Here is a 21,600-nt window from a genome sequence, read left to right as displayed (position 1 = left end):
GTTAACCACCTACGGAACCCCCGGGCAGCCGTGGCGGGCGAGCGCAGCAGCCGCGGCGGATCCGTGGTGACCTGCCCACCGCTGGCACCTCACGCCTCCGCGAACAGCTCGCCGGGCGCGACGACGGCGCCGGTCGACGCGGCGTACCCCCGATCGATGGCGGTGAGCGTGACGACCAGGGCCGCCTCGCGATCGGCGGGGGAGGCCGTGCGCATCGGACCCTCGACGTGCAGGACGGCGAATCCGTGCACCGTCGACCAACAGGTGATCTCGGCGTGCACCCTCGCCGCAGCGGCGAGGAACCCGACGCTCACCAGGTCGTCCAGGCACGCGTTGAGCATCACGAACGGGTCCTGCTCGGTCGCGCCGTCTGCTCCCACCGCCCCATCGGGCGGGGTCGGGTAGGAGGTGAACAGCACCTTGAACAGGCCCGGCTCGGCCAGGGCGAAGTCGACGTACCCGTGTCCGGCAGCAGCCAGCCGACTCCGGGCCCGCAGCACCGGGTCGACGACCCGCTCGGCGACCGCGAGGCGCGCCTGCATCGCGGCCGTCAGGGCGGCCAGGCCGCGCCCGGCGACCTCGTCGACCAGGGCGTCGCGATCGGCGAAGTGCCGGTAGGCCGCGTTGTGCGAGACCCCGACCCGGCGAGCCAGGTCGCGCAGGGCCAGGCCGTCCGGCCCCCGCTCACGAGCGACGTCGATCGCCGCCTCGATGAGGGCCTCCCGCAGGTTGCCGTGGTGGTAGCTCGCGGCGGCTGGCGGGGTGGACATGACGTCGACAGTAGCCGATCTCGACCTGCATGTTGACACCGCCCACTTCCCGCCGCATCCTGATGTTGACGGCGCCCACATGCCGCCTCGTGCCGCGCGTGCCGCTCCGACCCCCCCCCGACCCCTCCGAAGGATGCCCCGCCATGAGCCACACCCCGGTGAGCAAGCCGCTGGTCCTGGTCACCGTCTGCCTGGCCGCGCTGACCATCAACCTCGACACCACCATCGTCAACATCGCGCTGCCGAGCCTGGCCCGCGAGCTCGACGCCGACACCCGCGACCTGCTGTGGATCGTCGACGGCTACAACCTCGCCTTCGCAGCCCTCGTCCTCGCGATGGGCAGCCTGTCCGACAAGCTCGGCCGGCGACCCGCGCTCCTCGTCGGGTTGACCGGCTTCGCGATCAGCACCGGTGTCGCCGCCCTGGTCGACAGCAGTGGCGCCCTCATCGCGCTGCGCTTCGTGATGGGCTTCTTCGCCGCCCTGATCTTCCCGACGACGCTGTCGATCATCTCCAACACCTTCACCGAGCGACGCGAGCGCGCCGCAGCCCTCGGCGCGTGGGGCGCGGCCGTCGGCATGGGAGTGGCACTCGGGCCGGTCACCGGTGGGGCGCTGCTGCAGCACTTCACGTGGCACAGCGTCTTCTGGGCCCTGGTGCCCGTCGCGGTCCTGACGATCGCGATGACCCTGCGCTTCGTGCCGGAGTCCCGCGACCCGTCCGTGCCGCGCCTCGACCTCCCCGGCCTCGGCGTCTCGATCGCCGCGCTCGGCACCCTGACCTACACGATCATCGAGGCGCCCGGCCACGGCTGGTCCAGCGGCCACACGGTCCTCGGTTTCGTCGCGGCAGCCGTCCTGATCGCCGTCTTCGTCAGCATCGAGCGGGCCGTGGAGCACCCGATGCTCGACGTCACCCTCTTCCTCGACCGACGCTTCAGCGCCGCCAGCGGGGCGGTGACGATCGCGTTCTTCTCCCTCTTCGGGTTCATCTTCCTGATCACCCAGTTCTTCCAGTTCGTCCGCGACTACTCCGCGCTGGGCACCGGCGCCCGCATCCTGCCCGTGGCGATCTGCATCGCGATCGCCTCGATCGTGGGCGGCCTGATCGCCCCGCGCCTGGGCAGCAAGGCCGTCGTCGCCGCGGGACTCGCGATGCTCGGCTCCTCGTTCCTCTGGATCGCCGACATCGAGGTCGACTCGTCGTACCCCGCCACGATCGTGCCCCAGATGATCCTGATGGGCCTCGGCCTCGGCCTGGTCTCCACCACCGCCACCGAGTCGATCCTCCAGGTGCTGCCACCGGCGCGCGCAGGCGTCGGCTCAGCGGTCAACGACGCCACCCGCGAGCTCGGCGGCACGCTCGGGGTCGCGGTGATCGGCTCCCTGTTCGCCTCCGTGTACGGCGACTCGCTCGCCTCCCTGGTCGGCGACCGGCTGGAGCCGGGTCAGCTCGCCGCGGCGCAGGAGTCGGTCGGTGTTGCCGACGCCCTGGGCACGTCCGTGCCGGGCCTCACCGAGGCGATGCAGAGCGCGTTCATCGACGGCACCACCGTCGGCTGTCTGGTGATCGGCTCGCTGTGCCTGTTCGGTTCCCTGGCCGCGCTCGTCGCGCTGCCCGGCAACCGCTACCAGCCGCTGGGCGCGCCTCTCGAGGAGCCGGCACCCGAGCGGGTGTGAGCTCCGGGCCCGTCCCGCTGACCGGCGGTGACGTCGCGCTGCGCTGCACGGACAGCGGTGCCCGGCGTGCCTACACTCTGCCCATGAGTCCTCCTCTCGGGACGCGAGCGCGCGCACGCGTGGCCGCGGTGTGCGCCATCGGTCTGCTCGGGTCGGCGCTGAGTGCCGCCGGTCCCGCCACCTCCACCGCGGCCGGCACCGAGGGTTTCCTCTTCGCCGACGTGCTCGCCCGCGGTGACGCGGACTCGACCGGCGAGCCCTGCGAGTCGGTTGGCGGGTCCTTCTCCGAGACCGAGCCGCTGACAGCTGACGGCACGTCGGTCTCCGTGCTCAACTCCGCCGAGGTGACCCTCACCTCGCCCACCGACCCGTCCGACTCCGCCGACTTCGTCGTGCGTGGCAAGGGGACCGCGGCGGTGAAGCAGTCGGCCGGTGCCGTGCGCTCCTTCTGGTTCCTGGGCGACGTCAGCACGACCAGCACCTCCACCAAGGGTGCTGCCGGCGACTGCGACTACCAGGCGCTCAGCCGGGCCGCGACGTCCTTCACCGGCCAGTACCGGCGCGGTTTCCTGCGACTCACCGTCGACTCGCCGGGTGGCCTCTTCTACCTGGCTACGATGCGCGGGCCCACCGGTGACGTGCTGCTGGGCAACAACCCCGCGGGCCTGCTGACCTACGACGTCCACCTCGACCCCGGTGAGCACCGGGTCGACCTCCAGGTCGAGGCGGTGGTGCGGCGCCCCGAGGGCGCCGGCTCCCCCACGCGTGCGGTCGGCACGGTGGAGTTCGTCGGGACCTATGCCCGACTCGGCGGATCGCTGGGCAAGGCCACCGGCAACGGTCGGTCGACCGTCAAGCTGCCCGGCGCCCGCTCCTGCTCGGCGGCCACCCTGACCACCAAGCTCAAGCGCAAGGCACGCCGGGCACGTCAGGTCGTCGTCCAGGTCGACGGCAAGCGGCCGGTCACCGTCAAGCGTCCCCAGAAGGGCAAGAAGGTCGTCGTGCGCAGGCTGCCGGCCACCCAGGCCGTCACGGCGCGGGCGATCATCACCCGCAAGAACGGCAAGGTCCTCACCACCTCGCGCGACTACGTCGCCTGCCGGGAGTGACGCCGCGCGCTGCGGCGCCGCTCCCGGTCGGCGGACGAGGCTCGAGGACGGTCGTCGCCGGTCAGCCGGTGCAGGCCACGTAGCTGCGGGTGACGGTCTTGGTGCCGCCCTTCTTCAGCTTGACCGCGGCCTTGACGGTCACCTCGGCGGCCGGGTCGAGGCCGCCGAGCTTGACGGTGCCCTTCTTCGGCTTCTTGACGACCTCGGCGCGATCGCCGTTGACGGTGTAGGTCACCTTGGCGGCCTTCTTCGCCTTCTTCTTGAGCTTCGTGACGACCTTGTCGTTGCCGCACGTGCGCGCGTTCAGCGAGACGTACTTCTTCGCGGCCCCGCTCGCGGCGGAGACCGGGGAGCCTGCCGCGATGAAGGTCAACAGGCCCGTCGCCGTGCCACCGACGGACGCCGAGCCCTCGGCACGTCGCGTCATGATCTCGCCGTCCTCCTCGTAGATCTCGGCTCGCAGCTCGGTGTAGGAGAAGAAGTAGAACTCTCCGGCCTCGACGAACGCGCGCGCCGAACCGGTGCCTCCGAGGCGCTTGAAGATGCCACCCGGTCCCGAGGACACCGAGGCTCCACCGGTGCTCGGCTGGTCGAAGGCCATCGCGGCCGACATGTCCTGCGTGGTCTCCAGGCTCAGCTCGAGGAACCCGGCCGCGGGTGCGTCGCCCACGCCCTCGCCGTACGACGAGACGTCCACCGAGCTCTGGCACTCGGTCGCCTCGCCGAGTGCTGCCTCGCCCTCGAGAGTGCCCTGCGACGAGAACTCGTAGTCCCGGAAGGACCCGCCGGCGTCGCGGACCTTCCACCGCGACGATGCCCCGCCGGAGAACGACTGGGTGTCGGTGGGATCGCCGGGGTTGGTGATCTCGAACGTTCCGCCCGTCGAGCGGGACACCAGCTCGCCGGGCGCGAGCGGGCCGCTCTCGTCGGTCTCCTCCCCCACGACCGTGCAGTTGTCCCAGGTCGTCGGGTTGAAGCTGTAGGCGTCGAGCTCGATCTCCCACTCGGCCTCGCTCGCGACGGCGCGAGCGTCGGGAGCAGCGCTGAGGCCACTCGCCAGGAGGGCACCGCAGGCGGTCATCAGACCGGCGGTGCGTCGGACACGGACGAGGCGGGGGGTGGTCATAGTCCTCGAACCTAGGGACACGCGTCCTCCACCGGAACCACCTGCCGACAACCGGCCAGAACCTTTACCTTCGCCACGCCCTTCCGACGGAGGGTTAACGCTCGCTAACCTGGGCGGATGACGGGATCCGGTGCCGAGGCCCAGACCCGGCGTGAGCAGATCCTGGAGACGGCAGCGACGCTGTTCGCGCGCCGCGGCTTCCACGGCGTCTCGGTGGTCGACATCGGAGCCGCCTGCGGCATCTCGGGTCCGGCCCTCTACAAGCACTTCGCCGCAAAGGACCAGATCCTCGCCGAGATGCTGGTCTCGATCAGCGAGCGCCTCCTCGCCGTCGGTCAGGACCGGGTGCGCGCTGCGTCCGGTCCGGCGGACGCCGTACGGCGTCTCGTCGACTGGCACGTCGACTTCGCGTTGCACCACCAGGCGCTGATCATCGTGCAGGACCGAGACTGGTCGAGCCTGCCCGACACGGCGCGCGACCGGGTGCGCACGCTGCAGCGGGAGTACGTCGACCTCTGGGCCGACCAGCTGCGACTCGTCGACCCGGACGTGGGCGTCGCCGACTCCCAGGCGCGGGCGCACGCGACGTTCGGACTGATCAACTCCACCCCGCACAGCGGCCTGCTCCCCGAGGCGGAGATGCGCACGCTGCTCGCACTGATGGCCGCACGCGCGCTCGGCCTGCCCGGCCGGGCATAGCGGCGAGGCACGAGCCCCCACCCCGGATTCAGGCTCACCAGAGATGGTCGATCGGCGCACCGTCCTCGATCAGGGCCAGGAGGCTTGCGGCTCGACGGGCGGCGTCCAGTGCCGCGTCCATGCTCGCCTCGTCGTGACCGACGGGGTCGTCGTCCTCGGACGAGCGCTGCTCTCCGGAGGCCTCGGCCTCGACCGTGCGCGCGTGCAGGCGGGCCAGCAGCTCGTCGCGCGGCAGTCCGCGCAGGTGCAGGAGGAGGAGCGGGGTCGCGTCGACGAGCCACGCCGCCTGGTAGAGCACCGCCAGGGCATGGGGGCACGGATCGACCCACGCGTCGCAGGTGCACGAGGTCTCGAGCTCGCCGCCGAAGGGCAGCAGCTCGACGCCCGCCTCGTCGGCGTGCTCGACCAGGGCGTGCGGCAGGTCGCCGGCGAGCAGGGCGCCGATCCGGCCCGCCTCCGCTGCCACGACCTCGACCAGGGCCTCCGTGGCGATCTGGTCCACCACCGGGATCCGGCAGTCGACCGTCCACAGTCCGTGACCGTCGGCGACCGCCGCCACCAGGCGGCCGCGATCCAGGGAGATGCCGCCCACCGCCGCCTGGCGGGAGAGGGCCCGCGCCGCGCGCAGGTCCGTGTCGGCGTAGGCCGCCTCCTCCACCGCCCGCACCCACGCCTTGCCCCACCACGTGGTCGACCGGGCGGCTCCGCGGCGCACGGGGATCGGCGGGTGGGAGATGACCTCGACGTGCTGCGCTGCGCTCACCGGTCCGACGCCCCGCCGGGACGCCCGTCGGGCTCGCGGCGCAGGGTCACCAGGTCGCGCAGCTCGTCGTTGCTCAGCTCGGTCAGCGCGGCCTCGCCGCTGCCGAGCACGGCGTCGGCCAGCGCGCGCTTGCGGCCGAGCAGCTCGGCGACCTTCTCCTCGATCGTGCCGCGCATGATCATCCGGTGCACCTGGACCGGTCGGGTCTGCCCGATCCGGTAGGCGCGGTCGGTGGCCTGCTCCTCCACGGCGGGGTTCCACCAGCGGTCGACGTGGATGACGTGGTCGGCCCGGGTGAGGTTGAGGCCGGTGCCGCCGGCCTTGAGGGAGAGCAGGAAGACCGGTACCGCGGCCGGCCCGCCGGGGGTGGTGGCGCCATCGCCCGCCTGCTGGAACCGGGCCACCATCGCCTCGCGCTCGCGCACCGGCGTGGAGCCGTGCAGGAACTGGTGGGCGATGCCGGCCGCGGCGAAGTGGTCGGAGAGCAGGCGCCCCATCGCGACGTACTGGGTGAAGACCAGGGCGGCGCCGTCCTCGGTCATCACGGTGCTCAGGATCTCGTCGAGGAGGTCGAGCTTCTCCGAGCGACCACCCAGCCGGACCGCGCCGGACTGCTTGAGGAACTGTGCCGGGTGGTTGCAGATCTGCTTCAGCCCGGTGAGCAGCGCGAGGACCAGGCCGCGTCGCGCGTCGGGGTCGGAGCGCTCGATGCGCTCCATCGTCTCGCGCACGAAGGCCTCGTAGAGGACCGTCTGCTCGCGGGTCAGGCTCAGGGGGTGGTCGGTCTCGGTCTTGGCCGGCAGCTCCGGGGCGATGCCGGGGTCGGACTTGCGACGACGCAGCAGGAACGGCTCGATCAGGTCGGCGAACTGGCGGGCCTTGGTGGGCTCGAGCCCAGACTCGATCGGACCCGCCCAGACCTTGCGGAAGGCGTTGCGGCTGCCGAGCAGCCCCGGGATCGCCCAGTCGAGGATGGCCCACAGCTCGGTGAGGTTGTTCTCCACCGGGGTGCCGGTCAGCGCGACCCGGGCCGCGCTCGGGACGGCGCGCAGGGCGCGGGCGGTCGAGGAGGCCGGGTTCTTGACGTGCTGGGCCTCGTCGGCCACGACCAGGCCCCAGCCGACCCGCGTGAGGGACTCCTTGTCGACACGCATCGTGCCGTAGGTGGTGAGCACGAACCCGGGGTCGCCACCCGCGTCGAGGTCGAGCAGCGCCGGCTCCTCGGGTCCGCTCGGGCCGAGGAGGTCACCCAGGTCGCGTCGGGTGCCGTGGAAGCGTCGTACGTCGACCCCGGGCGCGAAGCGGCGGATCTCGGCCTCCCAGTTGCCCAGCAGGCTCGCCGGGCACACCACCAGGGTGGGTCGCACCGGTCCCCCGGAGGCGGCGGCGGCCGCGGCACGGTGCAGGTGCAGCGCGATCACCGTGATGGTCTTGCCCAGGCCCATGTCGTCGGCCAGGCAGGCCCCCAGCCCGAGGTCGGTCAGGTCGGCGAGCCAGGTCAGCCCGTGGCGCTGGTAGTCGCGCAGGTGGGCGTGCAGGCCCTCGGGTGGTTCGACGGGGTCTCGGGTGGCGGCACTGAGCAGGCGCTCGCGCACCTTCAGCAAGGAGGCTCCGAGCACCACGGCGTGCTCGGCGCCGGCATCGTCCCCGGGGGCGGCCGGCTCGACCGCGCCGGTGAGTGCGGCGGCGATCGCCTGCGCGGGCTTCACGGTGCGGATCAGCCGCTTCTTCGCCTTCCGCGCCGTGGCCGGGTCGACCACCATCCAGCTGCCGCGCAGCCTGAGGACCGGAGACGCGGCTCGCGCGAGCTGGTCCATCTCCTCAGCCGTCAGGTCGTCGCCGTGCAACGCCATCTGCCAGCGGAAGCTGAAGAGCGCGTCGCTGCCGAGCAACGGCTCCTGCAGCGGCTCCTCGCGGACCGCCCCGAGGGCCGCGGCCTGCGGGTCGCGCGCCCGATCGGGGCGGTGGGAGTCCAGGACGGCCGTCGACGTCAGGTCGCGGCCGAGGCTCTTGGGCCACAGCACGTCGACCCCGATCCGCTTGAGCGCCTCGACACCGCCGTCGAGGAGGCTGACCAGCTCGTCGGCGTCGAGGCTGATCTCGTCGGGCACCCGCAGCGCCAGCAGGCGGTCGAGGACCGGCCAGGCGTCGGCCGCCGCGCGCAGGGCGATGCTGGCATGGGTGCGGGCCCGGGAGCCGAACCCGTGCCCGCCGCTCCCGGGGGGCTCGGGTGACGTGGGGGAGTCGGCATAGAGGAGCGCGGCGTCGCAGACGTGCAGCGGGTCGAGCTCGTCGTGGGCCTGGAGGACGATGCGGATGGAGCCCGCCACCAGCTCCTCCTCGTCGGCCTCCACGCGCAGGGACAGCCGGACCAGCTGCGGCAGGTCACGGTCGGTCCCCTCGGTGCCGGACCCGCTGCCCGCGCTGCCCGCGCTGCCCGTGCTGCCCGCGCTGCCCGCGCCACCGTCGGACGCGGCGGTCGAGCGGTGTCGCTGGATCCTGGCCTGGAGGCGGTCGGCGAAGCGCGAGCCGTCGCCGTCGTCCCGGCCCCCGGCACGGTCGCGAGTCGCACGCTGCCCCGCGCCCTGCGACGTCGTACGGCGAGTGGTCACCGGCACGCTGCGGGGCATCGCGTCGGCCACGGCGTCGAGCACGCGCCGGACCAGCTCCTCGGCCGCGGCCGCGTCGAGGCCGTCGTGGGCGCGGGAGGCGGCGAGCAGGGTGACGCGTTCGTCGTCGTCAGCGTCCAGGGGAGCGACTCGCCAGCTGCCGCCCCCGTCGACGGGCTCGAACTTGCCGGCCGCCACGAGGCGCATGCCGAGCATCACGGCGGCGGAGAGCAGGCCCACGCTGGGGTGCACGTCCTCGCGACCGCGTGCCTTCGTCAGGACCGGCAGGGCTGCCTTGATCGGCAGCTCGATCGTGCGTCGGGCGTCGCTGAAGGCCACCACGCTGTCGCGCGGCGGGTGGGCCGCGCGCAGGGTGGCGGAGCCGGTGACCGGGACGAAGCTCACGGGCGCCCTCGCATGGGTCCGAACCTAGCTCCGCTGGCCCGCCGTACCCACACGGGGGCGATCGCCGCCGGCCACCTCGGCGACGACCGAGGCCAGCGCCACGACGGCGGCCTCGGTCAGGCCGGGGTGCGGCACGCCGGGGTCGGTCCACGACGCCGCGTCCGTGGGGACCGGCCGGAGCTCGTCGAGGTCACCGACCACGTCGATCCCGCTCGCGGTGGTCCACGTGATCCAGTGGTCCACCTCGGCACGCAACCAGGCGGCGTCCTGGGGTGGCACCTCCACCCGTGGACTGTCGCGGCCGACCAGGACCCTGGCCACGTGGCGTCGGACGAGCTTGTGGTGCGGGCGCCCCCGCTTGCTGGAGCCCTCGAGGGCTCGGTTGAGGGCGAGAAGCAGCTGGGCCTCGGGCACGCCCACCGACTCGTTGGTCCGGCCCGCGGCCTCCGGCGCCCATGAGTCCTCGAGGCCGACCAGGTCGGCGAAGCGCCGCCACAGCAGGTCGCGGTCGCCTCCCGGCGGCGGGACCGTGAGCAGGTGGATCCGCTCCGCGGGCACGTGGTCGAGCCAGCGCCCGAGCACCTGCGGGATGTCGAAGGCGTGGCGCAGCGGGAGGTCGCCGCTGCGAGCCCGGGCCAGGTGGGTGGCCAGGTCGTCGTCGCCGCCGTTCTTGAGGCCTTCCAGCCAGCCCGAGACGAGCTGGCGTCCCAGGTCGCGCGCCGTGTAGACGACGTGGGCCTCGGCACCGGCTCCCAGATCGCGTACGGCGGTCGCGGCGGTCGCCGCATCGCAGCGCACGAAGGCCTCGTGGCTGATGACCGTCGTCTCGTACGGCGTCGAGGTGACCTGCTCGACCAGCCTGTCCCACTCCCCGACCAGGGCTTCGGGCCGCTGCCCCAGGGTGACGCCGGTCAGCTCGAGGGCAGCGCGGAGCACCAGGCCGGCCGGACGCTTGCCGCTGCCCTGCTCGCCCATCGGCACGAGCACGCCGCGCTCGACAAGCGTCGCGGCGTTGCCTTGGAGGCGCGTCTGGAGGGCCGTGGTGCCGGTCTTGGGGGCGCCGATGTGCAGGAAGACGCGCCGGACCATGCGGCGCAGTCTTCCACCCTCGCCCGAGCGGGTGAGCGCGGGCGGAGCGTCGGACAGCGGCCGACCCTCCCGCTAGCGTGTATCGGTGATTCCTCGTCGCTCCACTCTCGGGCGCAGCCTCGCCTCAGCGCTCGTGCTGCCACTGCTGGCAACCACGACCGCCGGTGCCTCGACACCCCCCGCCGCCTCCGGCGAGGCACCGACCTCGACGTCCCTGGCTGCGTCGCCGACCAAGCGGGCGGACGAGGACCACGCCGCCCGGCTGCTCTCGCCCCTGACCTCGGTCACGATCGGCGATCCGGCCGACCTCGTGATCCGGCTCAGCCGTGGCTCCGCGCGACCCGTCCGGCTCCAGGAGCGCCGCGACGGACGGTGGCGCACCATCGAGCGCACCACCACCCGCATCAAGGGGGCAGTCTTCGACTGGAGCCCCGCGCGGATCGGGATCCACCGGCTCCGCGGCGTGGCGCCTCGGGTCCCCGAGCACCCGCGCTGGAAGCGCGTCGTCACCGCCAAGCACCTGGTCTACGGCGCGGTCGCGCAGGCGCCGGTCTTCGATGCCACCCTGCGGCAGGGCCTGCCCAGGTCTCCCATCGGTACGCCCTACCTGGTCGACCTGAGCCAGGACACCCCACATGATGGTCTGCTGTGGTCGGTGGACCACGGACGGCTGCCCGACGGGATCGTCCTGGATCCGCGGACCGGACTGCTCGCCGGGGCGGCGACCGGGCCCCACGGGCTCCGGTTCCCCACGTTCCGCGTCGTCGACGAGGAGGGGCGCGCTGCGTGGATGCAGCGCAAGATGTGGGTGCAGCCCACCCCGGACCCCGTGATGACCACCGACCTCGCGCCGGCGCAGCAGGATCAGGAGTACGTCGACGCGCCCACGCTCCAGGAGCTTCGGGTCGGCCGGTGGCAGGTCGTGCGGGGGGCGCTGCCCGACGGGCTCGCCCTCGACCCCGCGTCAGGGCTGGTCATCGGGGTGCCCTCGAGCAGCGGCACCTCCACCTTCCGCGTGCGCTTCACGGAGGTCACCGGACGCGTCACCGCACGCGACGACGAGATCGTCGTGGTTGCCGACGGCGGCACCGGCTGGGCCTCGCTGCGGAGCGTGAACGGCGTGACGTGCGGCATCCAGCTCGACGATCGGGGCTGGTGCTGGGGCGGCGTCAACGGCGGAGCCACCACGGGCGCCGGGCGGCCCGACCCGCACCCGCAGCGGCTCGACGGCCGCTGGTCGTCGATCGACACCGACGGCTCGACCACCTGCGGAGTGAGCCTGCGCGGTGGCGGCTTCTGCTGGGGCTCCGACGTCTTCGGCGCGCTCGGCGACGGACCCGAGCTGGTCTCGCGCGCGCTCCCGCAACGGCTTCCGGGGACGTGGAAGGAGATCGACGTCCACGAGGGTCCGCTCGCCATCGGCGGCACCACGGTGTGCGGGCTGCGTACCGACGACACGCTCTGGTGCTGGGGGTGGGACCGCTACGCCGAGTCGGGCGACGGCTCGGGCGGGCGCATCGACGGCCAGGACGACGTGCAGCCGGTGCCCCACCAGATCCCCGGTCGCTTCGGCGCGCTCCCGCTCGGCGACGCCAACACCCACTGCGCCATCGAGCTCGACGGCACCGGCTGGTGCTGGGGAGCCAACGACACCGGCCAGGTGGGCAACGGACAGGTCAGCCTCACCGTCACCGGCGTCGCCCCCGCTCGCCTCGAGGGGACGTGGACGTCGATCGTCGCGAGCAACCTCGGCCCCTACGCGGGCATGACCTGCGGGGTGCGCACCGACCTGACCGGCTGGTGCTGGGGCGAGAACCGCGACGGGTCCCTGGGCACCGGCACCTTGTACGAAGCCACCGCGACGCCGACACAGCTCCCGGGTGCGTGGACCTCCATCACCCCGTCGCCGGACGGCAGTGGCCTGACGTGCGGGCTGCGCCCCGACGACTCGGCCGCCTGCTGGGGCGCCAACTACGCGGGTGGCGTCGGCGACGGGACCCGCGAGGACCACGCCTCGCCGTACGACCTGGAGGGCAGGTGGAGCAGCCTGGAGACCTCTGGCCAGACGACGTGTGGCGTGCGCACCGACGCGACCGGTTGGTGCTGGGGCAACGACACCGACGGGGCGGTGGGCGACGGTGACCGGCGGGTGTATCCCGCGACGCCCTTCCAGCTCGCCGGGACGTGGACGACGATCGTCCCGCGAAAGGTCTCGGGCGCGGTGACGACCTGCGGGGTGCGCACCGACTCCTCCGGCTGGTGCTGGGGCGCCGACCGACAGGGCCGGACCGGGACCGGTGGCCAGGCTTCGGACCCAGTCGCCGAGCGCCTGGCCGAGCCGGTCCAGGTCGCCGGGTCGTGGCAGCACATCGTCCAGGCCTCGACCAGTCGCGCCGCCACCTGCGGCATCAGCCCCAAGGGCGTCGGGTCCTGCTGGGGACAGAACGACCGCGGCGCGGTCGGCACCGGCACCCGGCTCGACCGCTCCACGCCGTACGTCGTGGTCGCCGGGACCGACTGATCGCGGCCCGCTCGCCTACAGCGCGACGCGGCCCGTGATCGGCGGCAGGTCGGCGAGCGTGACGATCCCGGGGCGCGCCGCGACCACGTGGGCGATGGCGTTGGTGACCGGCATGGCGGTGTAGATCATCCCGAGTCCCATGAAGCCCTCCTCGGTCCAGTCGGCCGGCGGGAGGCAGTGCAGCACGGTGCGCATGTTGGGCAGGCCGAAGACCTGGATGACGTGCCCGTGCTGCAACGCCTTGGGCGGGGTGACGTGCTGGCCCATGGTCCAGTTGAAGCCGACGCTGACCACGTTGCGCTCACCCACCCAGCCGCGGTGCCACCCCATCACGCCGCCGACGGTGCCGGCCGGGATCGTCATGAAGCCGAGGTCGGAGTCGGCGGTGGCCGCGGTGAAGGTGACGTCGAAGCTCATCCGGTCCAGGCTCACCCCGAGTGCGTCGGCCATCATCGCGGCGGACTCGGCGAACACCTCGCTCTCGCGGCGCACCGACTCCGCGAGTCCGGGCATCCCGGGGTCCTGGGAGAAGCCCATCGCGATCTGGGTCCCGGCCGACTCGTAGGTCGAGCAGTCGACCGACTCGGTGATCCGGATCTCGTCGACGCGCTCGCACGAGCCGCTGAGCACCATGGCGACCGAGTTGGTCATCCCGGGGTGGGCTCCGGAGCCGAACATCGTCGACCCGCCGGCCTCGCACGCCGTACGGATCCGGTCGAGGTCGGCGGATGACTGCTTGCCGCCGGTGATCCAGGCTGCGCTGGAGCAGACGTTGACGCCCGCCTCGAGCAGCCGCACGAGGTGGTCGATGTCGGGCCACAGCGGGTTGTAGCAACAGGCGTCGGGGCGCAGCGCGATCAGGGCGTCGACGTCGTCGGTCGCCAGGACCCCCGTGGCGGCGGGCGGATCGGCGAGGCCGCAGAGCTCGGCGGCGTCCGTGCCGACCTTGTCCTGGCCGTGGGCGTAGACCCCGACGAGCTCGATCTCGGGGCGCTCGATGAGCGCGCGCAGGGAGCGGCGCCCGATGTTGCCGGTGGTCCACTGGATGACGCGCAGCGGCGCGGAAGCTGACGACGACATGGTCGGATGCTAGAACACGTTCTAGTTCTGGTCCATGACATGACTCCGGATGAGGGGCCGGATGAGCGACACCGTCGTGGAGACCGTTGATGGTCGCGACCACCACGGCAGCGGCGAGGAAGGCGACCCCGATGGCGACGGCGGCCGAGTCGCGACGCTCGGCGGTGGGTGCGTTGCGGGAGGCAGGAAGCATGGCCCCACCCGCTCAGGACCAGACCACCGGAAACGGCCCGTAACCCTCCCCCGGCACGCTCGTTGACCACCTCGAAGCCACCCCCTCACGGGGGGAGGACGCATCCGGCCCGTCATGGGGGCAGGCCGGGAGCACTGGCACAGCACGCGGACGTCACCCCGCATCCGGCCCGTCATGGGGGCAGGCCGGATCCGGGGTGCTCTGCTTTTCTACCGGGGCTCAGGCGGAGCGGAGCGCCGGCATCACGTCGCCGGCGACGGCCTCGAGGACCGCGGTCGAGGCGGCGTACGGCGACTCCTCGCGCGGCCAGTGCGTGACCACGTCGGTGAACCCCAGCTCGCCGGCCCGGCCCACGAGCTCGGTGAAGAAGTCGGCGCTGGAAAGCGACATCCGACCGGCACCCGAGAGGTGGGGGGCCGAGTCGAGGTTGAGGTAGCGCGGCACGTCGCCCGGGTCCCGCCCCTGCGCCAGGAGCTCGGTCTCGAAGGTCGTGCGGGCCTCGGCCAGCCCGTCGAACCACGCGTCCACGCTGCCCGTCGGCCCCGTCGTCGGCCCGGTCGTCACCCATCCGTCCCCCACCCGGGCCGCGTAGCGCAGCGAACGGGGGCCGTTGGCGGCGACCAGGTAGGGCGTACGGCGCAACGGAGGAAGGGTGCGGGCATCGGCGGTGGAGAACCAGCGCCCCTCGGCGGTGACGTGGTCCTCGTCGCGCAGGCGCACCAGGAGGTCGACGAACTCCTGGAAGCGGTCGACCCGCTCCCGCAGGCTCAGCGACTCGGTGGCGAGCAGGTCGGCGTCGAGGTTGCCCCCCGTGCCGAGGCCGAGCAGGAGCCGGCCGTCGCTGATGGACTCCAGCGCCTGGGCGTCGCGGAAGAGCAGGTAGGGGTGCCGGAAGTTGGGTGAGGCGACGAAGGTGCCGAGCCCGATCCGCGACGTGACCGCTGCGGCGGCGCCGAGCACGGGGGTGGCGGTGGTCCACGGCGCCTCGGGCAGGCCGCCCCACACCAGGTGGTCGTAGGTCCAGGCGTGGTCGAAGCCCATCTCCTCGGACGCCTCCCACCGGGGGCGGGCCTCGGCCCAGGGCTGGTCGGTGAGGATCGTGATGCCGAAGCGCATGAGGCGAGGCTAGCTTCGCTGGGGGCCCGGTCGGTCAGGACTGGGTCGCCAGCGCGAGCGGCAGGACCGCCGCGGCGCCCGCGTCGCGCAGCGCGTGGGCGGCCCGGGTCATCGTCCAGCCGGTGACGACCTGGTCGTCGACGAGCAGCACGGAGAGTCCCGCGACGTCCTCGTCGAGGGAGAGCGAGTAGCGGCGCCCGACGGCGGCCACCCGCTGGGCGGAGTTCATCGCGCCCTGTCCGGGGGCGACGTCGGGGTCGACGATGGCGTAGCGGCCGAGCACCGGCTTCTTGAGGTAGCGCGAGAGGCCGTCGGCGAAGTCGGCGGTCAGCGCGCCTCGGCGCTCGGACTCGACGACCACGATCCCGTCGACCCGGGGCCGCCAGTCACCGAGCACCTCGACGACGGCACGGACCAGTCCGGTGGGGACCGGACCGTCGGGGGTGGAGTCCCGGAAGAGCTCGCGCAGCGCCTGCCCGTGGCCCAGGTCGGTCAGCCGCGCCACGGCACGTCCCTCGCTCGCGCCGGCCTTGATCTTGCCGCTGAGGCCGATGCCCAGCGACGAGAGCCCACTGGGCCACATCTTGCGCGCGTCGACGACGACACCGGGACGGCCCAGCCGCTCCTCCGCCTCGGACACCGCGGCCTGCGACACCGTCGCGTCCAGGGTCAGCCCGCCGCAGTTGTCGCAGCGCCCGCAGTCGACGGCGTCGGGGTCGTCGAGCTGCTCGCGCAGGTAGCGCATCCGGCACGCGTCGGTGGAGAGGTAGTCCAGCATCGCCTGCTGCTCGCGCTCGCGGGCCTCGCGCACGCGCGCATAGCGCTCGGCGTCGTAGGACCACGGACGACCGGTGGCCTCCCACCCGCCACGGACCCGGCGTACGGCTCCGTCGACGTCGAGCACCTTGAGCATCTGCTCCAGCCGGGTGCGGCTGAGCTCGACGTGGGTCTCCAGGTTGGCGGTGCTCAGCGCCCGGCCCTCGCTCGCGAGCACCTCCAGGGTCTGGCGCACCTGCTCCTCGGCGGGGAACGCCAGCGAACCGAAGTAGGCCCAGATGTCGCGGTCCTCGATCGCGGGCAGCAGGACCACGGTCGCCCCCGGGTCGGGGTCGACGCCGCGGCCGGCACGTCCGACCTGCTGGTAGTAGGAGACCGGGGAGCCGGGAGCCCCCAGGTTGACCACGAAACCGAGCTTGGCGTCGAAGCCCATCCCGAGGGCGCTGGTCGCCACCAGGGCCTTCACCTCGCCGCGGATCAACGCGCCCTCGAGCGCCTGCCGCTCGGTCGTCTCGGTCTGGCCCGAGTAGGCGGCGACCTCGTGGCCACGCGAGCGCAGGTAGTCGGCGACCTCCTGGGTCGCGGCGACGGTGAGGCAGTAGACGATGCCGGAGCCGGGCTGCTCGGCGAGGTGGTCGGCGAGCCAGGCGAGCCGCTGTTGTGCGGTCCTCAGGCGCACGACACCGAGACGCAGGGACTCGCGGTCGAGAGAACCGCGCAGCACCAGGGTGTCGGAGCCCATCTGCTCGGACACGTCGGTCGTCACCCGGGTGTTGGCGGTCGCCGTCGTCGCGAGGACCGGGATCCCGTCGGGAAGCTCGCCCAGAAGGGTCCGGATGCGGCGGTAGTCGGGACGGAAGTCGTGACCCCAGTCGCTGATGCAGTGCGCCTCGTCGACCACGAGCAGGCCACAGGTGGCGGCCAGCCGCGGCAGGACCTCGTCACGGAACCCGGGGTTGTTGAGTCGCTCCGGGCTCACGAGCAGGACGTCGACCTCTCCGGCGTTGATCGCGCGGTGGGTCTCCTCCCACTGCTCGAGATTGGTCGAGTTGATCGTCACCGCCCGGATGCCGGCGCGCTGGGCGGCCTCGATCTGGTTGCGCATCAGGGCGAGCAGCGGCGAGACGATCACCGTCGGGCCGGCGCCCTGCTCGCGCAGCAGCAGGGTGGCCACGAAGTAGACCGCCGACTTGCCCCACCCCGTGCGCTGGACGACGAGCGCGCGACGACGAGCGACGGCCAGGGCCTCGATCGCGGTCCACTGGTCCTCGCGCAGGGCGGCGTCGGGCGAGCCGACGAGGGCCTGCAGGTGCTCCTCGGCTCGCCGGCGCACCTCGGTCGGGGTGCTGGGGAGGTCGGTGGTGGCGCTCATGCCGCCTGTCTACCAGTGGCCGCCGACGAGCGGGGTGGCTCCTCCACAGCCCCGCCGCCGGCCCGCCGTGCCGCACCTGCGAGCACGCGGCCTGGTGCGGCTAACGCCGACCAGGTGGATCCACGAGGTCGCGCACGGCCACCGAGGCGGCCGCCCGGCTCTCGGTCCCGAGCACCCGGAAGACCACCTCCAGGTGCTTCTTGAGGGTCCCCTCGGAGATCCGCAGCGAGCGCGCCAGCTGGGAGTTGGTGGCCCCGGTGCGGGCCAGCGTCAGGGCGACCTCTGCCTGGCGCGGGGTCAGGCCCCGGTCGACGAGCGGTGACACGTCGGCGGTCTCCCCGCCGAGCCGGCGCATCAGCAGGACCGTCGGGCCGACCACGACCGGCTGGACCACGCAGCGCCACCGCTCCTCGCCGACCAGGACGTCGTGTTGCTCGGCCCGTCCGGTCGCCGTCCCGCCGACGGGGAGCAGAGCGGCGACGTCGGGAGGCACCAGGCCACCCTCAGCCAGCTCGCGATGGACCGCGGTGGCCGACGAGTGCTCGATCGCACCGTCGGAGCGAGCCATCACCACGAACCACCCGTCCCGCTCTGCCTCGGCGGCCATCGCCTGTGCCTGCGCGAGGTCCTTCACGACGCGGTGGTGCAGCGTGAGGTAGGCCGCCAGCGCGCTGAACACGGTGACGTCGCGCTCGGAGAACTCGCCCTCGCTCTCGCTGCGATTCAGGGCGTACCCGACGACGACGTCGGGAGGAGCAGGCAGCTGCAGCACCATCTGGTAGCGGATGCCGAACGGCTCGTAGAAGTGCTTGAACAGGTCCGTCTCGATCACCGCGTCGCCCCCGGGCACGTCGCAGAACCGCAGCGCTCGCGCGCCGGGCTCCTCCCGGGCCCGCGCGATCAGCGGGTGCTGGTGGAAGTAGCGGTCGTAGGCGGGCTTGAGACGTCGAGCCGTCGCCTCGTTGGTGTCGGGCACGATGACGAAGCGGAAGTCGCCCGAGGCCAGGGCCATGTCGTTGAACGACACGCTGGTGCAGGGGATCAGCTCGCTCAGCAGCGAGCAGGCGTCGGCGAAGTCCGGTGGCGTCGCCGAGGCCAGGCGATCGGCCGCGCCGAGCACGGCGTTCGCGTCGGTCGCGCCGAGCGGTTCCACCCACGGAGGGTACCGATACGTCGATCGGCCCATGGCGTCTCGCCGGCGATCCCCCCATCCTCGACGGAGCAGGTCACCACACCACCTCACCCAGGGAGCCTCCATGCCGACGCGATCTCGACGCGCCCGCGCAGCCACCGCCATCGTCGCCGCCCTCGTGGTCGTGGGGTGCTCCTCGGGCGACTCGGACCCCGACGAGTCCTCGAGCACGCCCGGCTCCGTGGTGGCCGACGTCGACACGTCCGGGGACGACGGGGTCCCCGAAGAGCCGGAGCCGAGCCCCGCCGCGGACACGCTCAGCGCCGACGAGTGTCGGCCCCTGCTGGAGGCACGCCCCCGCCTGGTCACCCTCGGCAACCTGTTGCCCGTCGCGGAGGACCAGGAGACCGTCGAGTCGATGTTCGGCCCCGGGGACCTGGAGGCCCGGGAGGCAGACGTCGCGCTCTTCCGTCCCCACCAGGACGTCCAGGGAGAGGTCTTCGGAACGCTGCGCGACGGGCTCGATCGCCTGGAGCAGGACATCGCAGCCGTCCGCGAGGGTCGGTTCGACGACCGGGTGGGCGACTACGGACTCGTCTCCATCGTCCCCGTGCTCGTGGCCCTCGGCTGCTGAGCCTCCTGACTCGGGCCCCCTCGCGCGCACCATCGCGGGTCCTCGCCCGCTGGTGATGCCGTACGGCGTGGGTCGCCTACCAGATGCGCACGCGCTCGCTCGGGTCCAACCAGAGACCGTCACCCTCGGCGGTCCCGAAGACCTCGTGGAACTCGTCGAGGTTGCGCACGATGTTGGCGCGGAACTCCGGCGGGCTGTGCGGGTCGATGGTGAGGTACTGCTGCTCCTGCTCCTTGCGCCGCTTGGTGCGCCACACGAAGGCCCAGTTGAGGAAGAGCTTCTCGCGGTCCTCGATGCTGGCGGCGCCGTCGGTGCTGATGACGTAGGCCTTGTGGCCGATGGTCAGGCCACCCAGGTCGCCGATGTTCTCCCCGACCGTGAGGGCGCCGTTGACGTTCTCGCCGGGCAGGGCCCGGGGCGAGAACCCGTCGTACTGCTCGATCAGGGTCTTCGACTTCACCTCGAAGGCGGCCTTGTCGTCGGCGGTCCACCAGTCGTTGAGGTTGCCCTGCCCGTCGTACTGCGCGCCCTGGTCGTCGAAGCCGTGCCCGACCTCGTGGCCGATGACCGCGCCGATGCCGCCGTAGTTCTCGGCCGGCTCGGCATCGGGGCTGAAGAAGGGCTTCTGCAGGATCCCGGCCGGGAAGCAGATCTCGTTGGTGCCGGGGTTGTAGTAGGCGTTGACAGTCTGCGGCAGCATGAACCACTCGTCGCGGTCGACCGGCGCGCCGATCTTCGCGAGCTCCCGGTCGGTGGCGAACGCCGAGGCGGCGTGGACGTTGCCGAGGAGGTCGTCCTTGCTCACCGGCAGCTTCGAGTAGTCGCGGAACTTCTCGGGGTAGCCGATCTTGGGGCGGAAGGTCTCCAGCTTCTCGTAGGCCCGCTCCTTGGTCTCCTGGGTCATCCAGTCCAGTGCCTCGATCGAGACCCGGTAGGCGGCCAGGAGGTTGGCGACCAGTTCGTCCATCAGTGCCTTGGAGCTGGGCGGGAAGTGCCGCGCGACGTACTCCTTGCCGACCGCCTCACCGATCGCGCCCTCCACGAACGAGACGGCGCGCTTCCAGCGCTCGCGAAGCTCGGGGGTGCCGTTGAGGGTGCGTCCGTAGAAGTCGAAGTTGGTCTCGACGAAGTCGTCGGTCAGGTAGGCGGCGTTGGCACGCAGGATGTGGCTGAGCAGCCACGACTTGAGGTCCTCGAGAGGCACGTCGGCCAGCACCGTCGAGAGGTGCGCGAAGAAGGACGGCTGACCCACGATCACCTCGGCGATCACCGCGTCCGCGGTGACGTCGGGACCGGCGAGGTTGGTCGCGTAGGCGTCCCAGTCGAAGGTGGGACACAACTCCACCAGCTCGTCGCGGGTCATCAGGTTGTAGGTCTTCTGCACGTCACGGGTCTCGGCCCGCTCCCAGTGCCCGGCGGCGATCGTGGCGTCGATGCGGAGCACGGTCGCGGCAGCCTCCGACGCGGCTTCGTCCTCCAGCCGACCACCCAGGGCGAGCAGCTTCGTGAGGTAGGCGACGTAGGCGTCGCGCTGCTCGGCGAACTTGTCCTCGCGGTAGTAGGACTCGTCCGGCAGCCCGAGGCCGCCCTGGAAGAGGTGGAGCAGGTAGCGGTCGGAGTTGCGCGCGTCGGTGTCGACGTAGGACCCGAAGATCCCGTGACCTCCGATCCTCTCGAACTCCCCGAGGAAGGCTGCCAGGTCGCGTACGTCGCGCAACGAGCCCACCGCGTCGATGAGCGGCCGCAGCGGCTCGGCGCCCTTCGCGTCGATCGCGTCGGTGTCCATGAAGGAGGCGTAGAGGTCCCCGATCTTGCGGGCGTCCTCCGCGTCGGCCGTGTCGGCCCCGTCGTCCAGGGAGTCTCCCGAGGCAACCTTCTCCCCGAGCTCGGTGATGATCTCGCGCACGTGCGACTCGGCCGCGTCGGCGAGCTGCACGAACGGACCCCAGCTGGAGCGGTCGGCGGGGATCTCCACCTCGTCGAGCCAGCGCCCGTTGACGTGGCCGAAGAGGTCGTCCTGGGGGCGGATGTCGAGGTTCATGCCCTCGCGGGCGTCATCGAGAATGCTCACGACGCGAGCCTAACGGCCCACCGTGCACCAACCCGGTGGCACTACGGTTCAGGCATGACCGACCAGAGCGCACCGTTGCGCGTCATCGCGACCATCCCGATCAACCCGGAGCGCGCCGCCGAGGCCGCCCCGGCCCTCGCCGAGCTCGCCGCCTCCTCGCGTGGCGACGCGGGCTGCCTCGGCTACGAGGTCTACGAGTCGGCCGCCGCGCCGGGCACCTTCGTGACGATCGAGGAGTGGGCCAGCCAGGCCGACCTCGACGCCCACATGGGGCAGCCCCACGTGGGCCAGGCCTTCGAGGTCGCCGGCCCGCTGCTCGCGGGCGAGGTGGCGATCCACCCGCTGACGGCGCTCTGAGTCGTCGCCGGGGTGCTGGGTGGCGTCCCGGATGTCACCTGTTCTTCGTGGTCGGTGTGGCGCCCGCGCGCGTAGTCGACCGGGTCTCGCCGTCAAGG

General features: G+C 72.5%; 16 protein-coding genes. 6 read left to right on the top strand and 10 right to left on the bottom strand.

Going from position 1 to position 21,600, the window contains the following annotated elements; translation table 11 throughout:
- Window positions 1–89 precede the first annotated feature (89 nt).
- Window positions 90–770, bottom strand: coding sequence for a TetR/AcrR family transcriptional regulator (locus Q1K33_RS15610; protein ID WP_300405586.1), 681 nt, complete (start codon window positions 768–770; stop codon window positions 90–92).
- Between the two features lie 143 nt (window positions 771–913).
- Between Q1K33_RS15610 and Q1K33_RS15605 the strand changes: the two genes are divergently transcribed.
- Together Q1K33_RS15605 and Q1K33_RS15600 are read left to right on the top strand one after the other, a co-directional pair.
- Window positions 914–2,449: an MFS transporter gene (locus Q1K33_RS15605; protein WP_300405584.1), complete on the top strand. Its 1,536-nt coding sequence runs from the start codon at window positions 914–916 to the stop codon at window positions 2,447–2,449.
- Between the two features lie 83 nt (window positions 2,450–2,532).
- Window positions 2,533–3,558 (top strand): hypothetical protein, encoded by a 1,026-nt coding sequence (locus Q1K33_RS15600; protein ID WP_300405582.1) that lies wholly within the window; start codon window positions 2,533–2,535, stop codon window positions 3,556–3,558.
- A gap of 61 nt (window positions 3,559–3,619) precedes the next feature.
- Here Q1K33_RS15600 and Q1K33_RS15595 read toward each other — a convergent pair whose 3' ends face one another.
- Window positions 3,620–4,684 (bottom strand): hypothetical protein, encoded by a 1,065-nt coding sequence (locus Q1K33_RS15595; protein ID WP_300405580.1) that lies wholly within the window; start codon window positions 4,682–4,684, stop codon window positions 3,620–3,622.
- A 117-nt stretch (window positions 4,685–4,801) separates the two neighbouring features.
- Here Q1K33_RS15595 and Q1K33_RS15590 point away from each other — a divergent pair, with 117 nt between their 5' ends.
- A complete protein-coding gene (locus Q1K33_RS15590) occupies window positions 4,802–5,383 on the top strand; it encodes a TetR/AcrR family transcriptional regulator (RefSeq protein ID WP_300405578.1) in 582 nt (193 codons plus the stop codon).
- A gap of 34 nt (window positions 5,384–5,417) precedes the next feature.
- On the opposite strand, the gene Q1K33_RS15585 is transcribed toward Q1K33_RS15590, so the two are convergent.
- From Q1K33_RS15585 to Q1K33_RS15575, 3 genes are read right to left on the bottom strand one after another with little or no spacing between them, the layout of a single operon-like run.
- Window positions 5,418–6,146, bottom strand: a complete 729-nt coding sequence (locus Q1K33_RS15585; RefSeq protein ID WP_300405576.1) for an SWIM zinc finger family protein — start codon at window positions 6,144–6,146, stop codon at window positions 5,418–5,420.
- Window positions 6,143–9,160, bottom strand: coding sequence for a DEAD/DEAH box helicase (locus Q1K33_RS15580; RefSeq protein WP_300405574.1), 3,018 nt, complete (start codon window positions 9,158–9,160; stop codon window positions 6,143–6,145). The genes Q1K33_RS15585 and Q1K33_RS15580 overlap by 4 nt, the downstream gene beginning before the upstream one ends.
- A gap of 24 nt (window positions 9,161–9,184) precedes the next feature.
- Entirely contained in the window at window positions 9,185–10,249 is a 1,065-nt protein-coding gene (locus tag Q1K33_RS15575; RefSeq protein WP_300405572.1) for a hypothetical protein, read from the bottom strand.
- Window positions 10,250–10,334: 85 nt separating this feature from the next.
- Between Q1K33_RS15575 and Q1K33_RS15570 the strand changes: the two genes are divergently transcribed.
- Window positions 10,335–12,770, top strand: coding sequence for a putative Ig domain-containing protein (locus Q1K33_RS15570; RefSeq protein WP_300405570.1), 2,436 nt, complete (start codon window positions 10,335–10,337; stop codon window positions 12,768–12,770).
- 15 nt (window positions 12,771–12,785) lie between these two features.
- Here Q1K33_RS15570 and Q1K33_RS15565 read toward each other — a convergent pair whose 3' ends face one another.
- The 4 genes from Q1K33_RS15565 to Q1K33_RS15550 form a co-directional block, all read right to left on the bottom strand.
- Window positions 12,786–13,850: a hypothetical protein gene (locus Q1K33_RS15565; protein WP_300405568.1), complete on the bottom strand. Its 1,065-nt coding sequence runs from the start codon at window positions 13,848–13,850 to the stop codon at window positions 12,786–12,788.
- A gap of 412 nt (window positions 13,851–14,262) precedes the next feature.
- The gene (locus Q1K33_RS15560) at window positions 14,263–15,159 is read right to left on the bottom strand and encodes an LLM class flavin-dependent oxidoreductase (protein ID WP_300405566.1); all 897 of its coding nucleotides are present in this window, start codon (window positions 15,157–15,159) and stop codon (window positions 14,263–14,265) included.
- Between the two features lie 34 nt (window positions 15,160–15,193).
- Complete coding sequence (locus Q1K33_RS15555) at window positions 15,194–17,308, bottom strand: DEAD/DEAH box helicase (protein ID WP_300405564.1); 2,115 nt, start codon at window positions 17,306–17,308, stop codon at window positions 15,194–15,196.
- Between the two features lie 100 nt (window positions 17,309–17,408).
- Window positions 17,409–18,461 (bottom strand): helix-turn-helix transcriptional regulator, encoded by a 1,053-nt coding sequence (locus tag Q1K33_RS15550; protein WP_300405562.1) that lies wholly within the window; start codon window positions 18,459–18,461, stop codon window positions 17,409–17,411.
- Between the two features lie 103 nt (window positions 18,462–18,564).
- Between Q1K33_RS15550 and Q1K33_RS15545 the strand changes: the two genes are divergently transcribed.
- Window positions 18,565–19,074: a hypothetical protein gene (locus Q1K33_RS15545; protein ID WP_300405560.1), complete on the top strand. Its 510-nt coding sequence runs from the start codon at window positions 18,565–18,567 to the stop codon at window positions 19,072–19,074.
- Between the two features lie 76 nt (window positions 19,075–19,150).
- Here Q1K33_RS15545 and Q1K33_RS15540 read toward each other — a convergent pair whose 3' ends face one another.
- Window positions 19,151–21,145 carry a M13-type metalloendopeptidase gene (locus Q1K33_RS15540; RefSeq protein WP_300405558.1) on the bottom strand — a complete coding sequence of 665 codons (1,995 nt, stop codon included), beginning with the start codon at window positions 21,143–21,145 and terminating at the stop codon, window positions 19,151–19,153.
- Window positions 21,146–21,199: 54 nt separating this feature from the next.
- Between Q1K33_RS15540 and Q1K33_RS15535 the strand changes: the two genes are divergently transcribed.
- Window positions 21,200–21,502 carry a putative quinol monooxygenase gene (locus Q1K33_RS15535; RefSeq protein WP_300405556.1) on the top strand — a complete coding sequence of 101 codons (303 nt, stop codon included), beginning with the start codon at window positions 21,200–21,202 and terminating at the stop codon, window positions 21,500–21,502.
- The last annotated feature ends 98 nt before the right edge of the window (window positions 21,503–21,600 follow it).

The sequence above is a fragment of the Nocardioides sp. genome (assembly GCF_029937575.1).
GTDB lineage: Bacteria > Actinomycetota > Actinomycetes > Propionibacteriales > Nocardioidaceae > Nocardioides.
This window is presented reverse-complemented; position numbering and strand designations above follow the sequence as displayed.